This window comes from Chitinimonas sp. (assembly GCF_041904975.1).
Lineage (GTDB): Bacteria > Pseudomonadota > Gammaproteobacteria > Burkholderiales > Chitinimonadaceae > Chitinimonas.
The window spans coordinates 1-7,684 of record NZ_JAYRLZ010000212.1; the positions used below are offsets into that span (position 1 = coordinate 1).

The 7,684-nt window shown below is 60.6% G+C and carries 10 protein-coding genes and 1 pseudogene; all 11 read left to right on the forward strand.

The annotated features are described in order from the left end of the window. Positions 1-362, forward strand: a pseudogene (locus tag ACE3OH_RS16685) (hypothetical protein); the annotation flags it as partial. A 106-nt stretch (positions 363-468) separates the two neighbouring features. Further along, on the forward strand, positions 469-1,962 hold the full coding sequence (locus ACE3OH_RS16690; RefSeq protein WP_374355540.1) for a DUF935 domain-containing protein: 1,494 nt from the start codon (positions 469-471) through the stop codon (positions 1,960-1,962). Continuing rightward, positions 1,955-3,304, forward strand: coding sequence for a PBECR2 nuclease fold domain-containing protein (locus tag ACE3OH_RS16695; protein ID WP_374355543.1), 1,350 nt, complete (start codon positions 1,955-1,957; stop codon positions 3,302-3,304). Before ACE3OH_RS16690 ends, ACE3OH_RS16695 begins: the two co-directional genes overlap by 8 nt. 116 nt (positions 3,305-3,420) lie before the next feature. Beyond that, entirely contained in the window at positions 3,421-3,894 is a 474-nt protein-coding gene (locus ACE3OH_RS16700; protein ID WP_374355546.1) for a phage virion morphogenesis protein, read from the forward strand. Between the two features lie 53 nt (positions 3,895-3,947). Then, complete coding sequence (locus tag ACE3OH_RS16705; RefSeq protein ID WP_374355549.1) at positions 3,948-5,021, forward strand: peptidase; 1,074 nt, start codon at positions 3,948-3,950, stop codon at positions 5,019-5,021. Positions 5,022-5,047: 26 nt separating this feature from the next. Next, on the forward strand, positions 5,048-5,422 hold the full coding sequence (locus ACE3OH_RS16710) for a DUF2190 family protein (protein WP_374355552.1): 375 nt from the start codon (positions 5,048-5,050) through the stop codon (positions 5,420-5,422). A 36-nt stretch (positions 5,423-5,458) separates the two neighbouring features. After that, a complete protein-coding gene (locus tag ACE3OH_RS16715) occupies positions 5,459-6,415 on the forward strand; it encodes a hypothetical protein (RefSeq protein ID WP_374355555.1) in 957 nt (318 codons plus the stop codon). A gap of 15 nt (positions 6,416-6,430) precedes the next feature. After that, a complete protein-coding gene (locus ACE3OH_RS16720) occupies positions 6,431-6,622 on the forward strand; it encodes a hypothetical protein (protein ID WP_374355558.1) in 192 nt (63 codons plus the stop codon). A gap of 2 nt (positions 6,623-6,624) precedes the next feature. Continuing rightward, positions 6,625-7,044: a gp436 family protein gene (locus ACE3OH_RS16725; protein ID WP_374355561.1), complete on the forward strand. Its 420-nt coding sequence runs from the start codon at positions 6,625-6,627 to the stop codon at positions 7,042-7,044. Beyond that, a complete protein-coding gene (locus ACE3OH_RS16730) occupies positions 7,044-7,469 on the forward strand; it encodes a hypothetical protein (RefSeq protein ID WP_374355564.1) in 426 nt (141 codons plus the stop codon). The genes ACE3OH_RS16725 and ACE3OH_RS16730 overlap by 1 nt, the downstream gene beginning before the upstream one ends. Before the next feature lie 27 nt (positions 7,470-7,496). Continuing rightward, positions 7,497-7,684: hypothetical protein (locus tag ACE3OH_RS16735; RefSeq protein ID WP_374355567.1), on the forward strand; the 188-nt coding region annotated here is incomplete at its 3' end.

The window sequence follows — 7,684 nt, forward strand, 5'->3', positions numbered from 1 at the left end:
ATCTGGCCGAAGTCGCCATGCAGCGTTATGGCGCCTCACGTATTCACCAAGTGATGCTCAGCGAAACCTGGTACCGCGAGAATATGGCGCCGGTTAAGGCCGCCCTGGAAGACGGCACGCTCGACGGTCTGCCCCGCGACAACGACATTCGAGATGACCTTCGTGCCTTCGAGCTGATCCGCGGCGTGCCCCGTTTGCCCGACAAGCGCAGCACCGGCGAATCAGGTAGCAAACGCCATGGCGATGCCGGAGTGGCCATCGTGTTGGGCCACTACGCCAGCCGTCAGGAAGTAGCCGACATGGAGTTCCAGTCGTTGGGCAACCACCGTACCACGCATTCACTCTCGGACTACTTCCAATAATGCGTGGCAAAGCGATTTATAAAGCCCGCCACGCCGCCAAATACCTTGTGGACGGATATTGCGCCGTCTGCACTGGCGCAAGCCGCCAAATCGCGGGAATTTCATAATGACCGACAAACTGCCCGAACCACTTAATCAGGAAATTGCCACGGTCGACAAGAACCCGTTCCTGATCCCGTTCAACAACCTGCTGCGCCCCAGCGACGACACCCTGCAAACACGCGGCGGCGGCAAGGGTCTCAAGATATACGACGAGATCGAGCGCGACTGTCATGCCTTCAGCGTGCTGCAAAAGCGCAAGCTGGCGCTGATTGCGCGGCCGGTGGTTGTCGACCCGGCAACGCCATCCCGCGCCGATAAAAAGGCAGCCGACTTTGTGCGTGAACAGCTGGCTGCCATCAACTTCGACAAAATCTGCATGGACCAGCTCGACGCCATCCTCAAGGGTTACGCGGTGGGCGAGATCATGTGGAAGATCGACGCTGGCCAGATCAAGCTGGACCGGGTCAAGGCGCGAGACCAGCGCCGCTTTGCCTTTGACGTGGACGAGCGGCCAAGGCTGCTGACCCGCAGCAATATGCTGATCGGCGAGCCGGTGCCGGAGCGCAAGTTCATCATCCACCGCTTCGGTGACAAAGACAGCAACCCTTACGGCCTTGGCCTGGGCACTCGTCTGTTCTGGCCGGTGTTCTTCAAGCGCCAGGGCATCCAGTTCTGGCTCACCTTCGCCGACAAATTCGGCTCGCCGACCGCTGTCGGCAAGTATCCTCCCGGTACCACGCCCAGCGACCAGGACAAGCTGTTGGCCGCGATTGCCGCCTTGGCGAACGATACCGGCGTGATCATCCCCGAAGGCATGGTCATCGAATTCCTGGAAGCGGCGCGCTCAGGCTCCATCAACACCTACGAGACCCTGTGCCGCTACATGGATGAAGAGATATCAAAAGCGGTCCTGGGTGAAACGCTATCGACCAGCATGGGCAAGAGTGGTGGTAGCTTCGCCGCCAGCCGCACCCACAATGAAGTACGTCTGGAGTTGACCAAGGCCGATGCGGATTTGCTGTCGGATACCCTGAACGCAACGCTATGCACCTGGCTGACCGAGCTGAACTTTCCCGGCGCCAATCCGCCGCGTGTCCGGCGCGACTGTGGCGAGCCAGAAGATCTGAAGATGCGCGCCGACCGCGATGCCGCCATCGCTGGCATGGGTTTCAGGCCCACCTTGCAATACATCAACGAAACCTACGGCGAAGGCTGGCAGGAAGCGCCTCGTCCGCCTGCACCGCAACCTGGTGAAGCAGCGGCGCCACCTAGCCCGCTTGACGCGCCCGAGTTTGGCGAACACGACCCTGCCCAGTTCGCTGACCAGACCGCACTGGATACCGCCATCAATGCGCTCGACCTGCAGGCGCAGGCTGTCGCCGTGCTGGCGCCAGTGATCAAGGCAATCCAGACCGGCCGCGACGAAGCCGAGCTGCTCGGCCTGCTCGCCGAGGCGCTGCCCGGCGCTGACGAATCCACCTTGACGGAAAAGCTCACCCAACTCCTGTTTGCCGCCACGGTCTGGGGCAGGTTAAGCGCGGAGGCCGAGCGTGCTTGATACCAGACTGGCTGCCATCTTTGGCATGCCGCCCGAGCAAGCAATGGCCTATCTGCAAAACAAGGGCCACCTGCTCACCTGGGATTGGCATGAGGCGCTGGACGACGCTCACCAGCGTGCCTTCACCGTCGCCAAGGTCATGAATCTGGATGTGCTGCAGGACATCCGCAATGCGCTGGATTCCGCGCTAAGTGAAGGCCAAACCCTCAAGCAGTTTCAGGATGGTCTGGTGCCGACATTGCAAGCCAAGGGCTGGTGGGGAAAGCAGATCGTCGTCGATAGCGATGGCGAGGCCGAGGTGGTGCAGATGGGCAGCCCGCGACGTCTGAAGACCATCTACCAGACCAACCTGCAGAGCGCCTATATGGCCGGCCGCATGCAGTCGATGTTGGAGAGTACCGACACTCACCCCTGGTGGCGCTACGTTGCCGTGCTGGATGGTCGCACCCGCCCCAGTCACGCCGCCATGAACAACCGCGTCTATCGCTGGGACGATCCGATTTGGGAGTGGGCTTTCCCGCCCAATGGCTACAACTGCCGCTGCCGGGTCTCGCCGACCTCGGATGCCACGCTGAAGGCGCTCGGGCTTGAGCCAAGCAGCAGTGCCGATCAGGTCATATCCCTGGAACGCGAGCTACCTGCCAATAAGCGCACTGGCGAGGTCAAGATAGCCACGGTAAATGGCATTCGCATTGCTGGCCGAGACGGCAGGCCGATCACCTTTGCGCCCGATACCGGCTTCAATAGCTCGCCACTGCAATGGCGCAAGCCCTTCACCCCGCCGCCGCTCGATAGCCTGCCACAAACATTTCCACAGGGCATGCCACTGCCGGACCTGCCTGCGCCGACTGTGGTGCCAGCCAGTGCCTTGCTGCCGGATGGCTTGCCCCGCCAAGACTACGTCAGCGCGTTTCTCTCGGAATTTGGCACCAGCATCGGCCGGCCCGTGACCTTCTTTGATGTTAAGGGTGAGCCGTTGATGATCAATGAAGCCTTGTTCCAGAAGGCGGATGGTTCATGGAAAAGCGATAAGAATGGACGTGGCGCATGGCTGCCATTGTTGGCTCACGCGATCAAGGAACCCGATGAAATATGGCTGGCCTGGCAACAGGTAAAAAGTCAGCCATGGGTATTACGTCGGCGCTATATCAAGTTATTTGAGGTGGCAGGCAGTAACACGCCAGGGCTGGCGGTATTTGAAGAAGGCGGGGGTGGGTGGTCAGGTATTACCGTTTTCCAGATTGACGATGCAACCGTGAAACAGCTGGGCTTTGCCAGCGCACAAGACTACATCGACCGACAGCGAGGTACCTACCTGCTTTATCAGCGCCAGAAAAAGTAAAACCGACGCTCCTGCCCTGTCGTCGGCGCCCCGTGCGGGTATGGAGAATAGGGGGCAGCCTAGCCCTCACACGATGAGCGATTTGCAGTATAGGCCATTTCAGAAGGCTTTGATCTATGCCATCCCATATTGAAATCCACGTAAGCGACGAGCAGCTGCAAGCTGCCCTGGCTCGTCTGAAATCCACTTTCAGCGACATGACGCCCGTCATGCGATCCATTGCGGCCGAATTGCTCAGCCAGACAGAAATCAACTTTGCGCACCAGGGGCGGCCACGCTGGGTGCCGCTGGCCGCAAGTACCATCAAGCGTCGTACCAAGGCTGGGTCGTGGCCAGGCATGATGCTGCAAGTGTCCGGCCGTCTTGCCAGCAGTATCCAGACCCATGCAGATGCCAAAACAGCCAGTATCGGTAGCAATGTGGTGTATGCCGCTATTCAGCAGCTGGGTGGGCAGGCGGGTCGCGGACGCAACGTTCGTCTTCCACCTCGCCCTTTTCTTCCCGTAACACCAGACGGGCAACTTCTGCTAGTCGCCAGTGATGCCATCTTGGGCATCATTAAATCCAAGCTGACGTCTGCCTCGGGCTAGTTTAGAACCGCTTCACATTATCCCGCCTCGCGCGACGGCCGATTATGGCCGGCATGAACGCGAAACCACTCCACATCTTCAAAGCCGGTCGCCAGACCGCCATGTCAGGCCAGACGCTGCAGTTCAGCGAAGCCGATCTGGCTGCCAGCGCTGCTGCTTATGACCCGGCCCTGCATGAAGCGCCGATTGTGATCGGCCATCCGGCTGCGGATGCGCCCGCCTACGGCTGGGTTAAATCGCTGTCCGCCGACGCAAGCGGACTGCAGGCCGAGCCGACCCAGGTGGATGCGGCATTTGCCGAGCTGGTCGATGCTGGCCGCTACAAGAAAATCTCTGCCGCCTTCTATCCGCCCAATGCGCCGACCAATCCGGTGCCAGGCGTCTACTACTTGCGCCATGTCGGTTTCCTGGGTGCCCAGCCGCCTGCCGTCAAGGGTTTGAAGCAAGTCGAGTTCGGTGAATCGGACGACATGGTCGTATTCGCCGACTGGGACGACATAACCAACGCCCGCCTGTGGCGATCCCTGCGTGATTGGTTCATCGGCAAGTTCGGTCTGGAAGAGGCCGACAAGGTGATCGCAGCCTGGGACGTGTCCAGCCTTGAATCTGCCGCTGCTCAGCCTGATGCCAGCGACGAAAACACTCAGCCCACCTTTGCCGACCCCGCCACACCTACCCAACAGGAGCCAACCGTGACTCAGGAAGAAGCCGACGCCCTGCGCGCCGAAAACGAAGCACTCAAGCGGCAGTTTGCCGCCTCGAAAAAAGCTGCCCAGGCCGCCGAATTCGGTGAGTTCCTTGGCGGCCTGGTGAAAGACGGTCGCGTGCTCCCGGCCGAGATGCCAGGTTTGTTGGCCTTTATGCAAGCGCTGCCAGACGACGTGCTGGAGTTCGGTGAGGGTGACGAACGGGTCAGTCAGCCGCAAACCACCTTTATCAGGTCCTTCCTGTCGAATCTGCCGAGGCGCGTCGAGTTTGGCGAAGTGGCTGGCGGAAGAGCAGCTGAAGTAGACAACAGCCCGCAGCAAATTGCCGCGAAGGCCGCTGCCCTGCAGACGCGATTAAAGAGCGAAGGCTCCGATATCTCATTCGCGGAAGCGGTCCAGCGTATCAGCCAGCAGTCCTAAACGCTGCAGCCCAACAGGAGAAACCCATGAGCAATCCCTCATTCGTCAAAAACTACACCGCAGGCGGGGCCATCAATGCCTACCGCATCGTCAAGTTCAGCGCTGCCGAAACCGTTGTGCTGGGCGCCGCCGCCACCGACAACCTGATCGGCGTTTGCTCGGACGTTAGTCCGGCAGCGAATGAGCGCTGCGATGTGTACCTCGAAGGCATGGTTTACATCGAAGCGGGCGCCGCTGTGGCTCAAGGCGCACCAGTCACCGCTGATGCCGTGGGGCGCGGCGTCACTGCCGCTCCGGCTGCTGGTGCCAATAACCGCATTGTCGGATTTGCCATTGAGGCGGCAAGCGCTGCCGGCGATCTGTTCCGCGTCCTGCTCTCACCAGGCTACATGCAGGGCTAACCCACCTGCCTTGCCAATCCACCCCAGGAGACCTGCATGTCTACAACAGCCTTTCCCGTCAACCCGGAACTGTCGGCGATTGCCATCGGCTACAAGAACCGCGACGTCGATCTGATCGCCGACTTGGTCATGCCACGTATCTACAAGGGCGCCAAGAAGTTTGCCTACACCAAGTACAACCAAGCTGACGCTTACACCGTACCGGCTACCCGTGTCGGTCGCAAATCCGAGCCGACCATGGTCGATTTCGGAGGCACTCTGGTGCAAGCCGAGTGTGTCGATTGGGGCTTGGATGACATCGTGCCAAACGATGAAGTCGAAGCCTGGCAGGCGATGCCCAAGCCACCTGTCGGTGGCCCGGTCAGCCCGCTGGCAAAGTCCACCAGCCTGCTCACTGGCCTGATCCAGCTCGACCGCGAAATCCGCGTCGCCAATATCGTTTTCAATCCGACCACCTATCAAGCGGGTCTGCAAAGCACGCTTTCCGGTACCAGTCAGTGGTCAGACTATGCCAACAGCAACCCCTTGTCCGCGCTGCTGAATGCGCTGGATCAGCCGCTGTTCCGGCCCAACACCCTCGCCATCGGCCAGGCTGCCTGGACCGTGCTCCGGCAGCACCCAAAGCTAGTGCAGGCCATCTATGGCACCGCGCAGAACGGTGGCTCGATTGGCCGCCAGCAATTGGCTGATCTGCTCGAAATCAAGCAGGTGGTGGTCGGTGCTGGCTTTGTCAACACCGCCCGCCGTGGTCAAAACCCGACCATGAGCCGCGTATGGGGCAAGCATGCCTCGCTGCTCTACATCAGCCAGGACGCGGCCGACGCCGATCAGCCGACTTTCGGATTTACCGCCCAGTTTGGCGAACGCATTGCCGGCGACTTACCTGAGCCCAAGGTCGGCCTGCGTGGCGGCGTGCGCGTCCGGGTCGGCGAGTCGGTGCTGGAAGTGATCGCCGACAACTCGGTTGGCTTCCTCTTCCAAAACGTCGCCTAAACCAAGGAGAGAACTATGGCCACCACCAAACAAGCGTCTGCCACTGCAGACAAGACCAGCGCCGATGCAGGCAAAACCGTCACCGTGATTGCCTTGGTCGCCATCGAGCACGATGGGGAGCGCTACGAGGCCGGCGAGCAAATCGCCGACCTGACGGCCAAGCAAGCCAAGGCTTTGATCGACTTGGCTGCCGCCGAGGCTGCCTGAGCATGAACTACGCCACCCAGCAAGACTTGATCGACCGCTTCGGCGCCGATGAGCTGCTGCAGCTCACCGACCGCAACAACGTCGGCCAGATCGACGCGGTGGCGGTTAATCGTGCCCTGGGCGATGCCGACGCCGAGATCAATGGCTACTTGGCCGGTCGCTACACCCTGCCGCTGGCCACGGTGCCCGCCATCGTGCAGCGCGTGGCCTGTGACCTTGCCCTGTATCAGCTCTATGGCAATCGCGTCACTGATCCCGTGCGTCAGCGCTATGTCGACGCAGTCGGCTTGCTCAAAAGTATCGGAAGCGGATCGGTACAACTGGGTGTGGCAACCGGCCAGGCAGCGTCGGCTGATCCTTCTGGCGTCAGCGTGATCACGTCGGCGCGGGTGTTCGGCCATCAACAACTGGCGGACTTCTGATGCTGATCGACGCCATCAAAGACCAGCTGAAAACACGCTGCCCGCTGCTGAAGCACATTGGCGCGGCCGCTGACTTCGCCGCCGCTGACAAGCTGGCGAGGCATCAGTACCCGGCAGCTTTTGTGTTGCCGCTCGGAGAGCAGCCGCAACCCAGTTCAATGCCACCTGGAACCGTGCAAAAGCTCCTGGTGCATTTCGCGGTGGTGATTGCGATCAGCAATGTGCGCGACGCGGCTGGCGCGGCTGCCTTGGTCGACCTGAATGCAGTTCGCCCATCGGTGATGCAGGCGCTCTACGGCTGGCAGCCGGCTGGTGTTGCCGAGCCAATCAACTTCACTGGCGGCCAGCTGCAAGACCTTACCAATGGCGTGCTGTGGTGGCAGGACAGCTTCAGCACGGTTGTTTTCAACCGCTCGACTCATTAACCAATCAATCAACCAGGAGCACAGCAAATGGCACAGCAACAACGCAAATCGAGTTTTGTCGGCAAGGGCACCGTGTATCTGGCCTTGGTGGGCGTCGGCATCCTTGCCGACGTCGGCAACTGCTCCAAGCTGGATTTCACGATCAACGAAACCACCAAAGACCTGCCCGACTATCAGTCGGCTGGCGGTGGCTCAGCCGCGTACTACACCCGCGT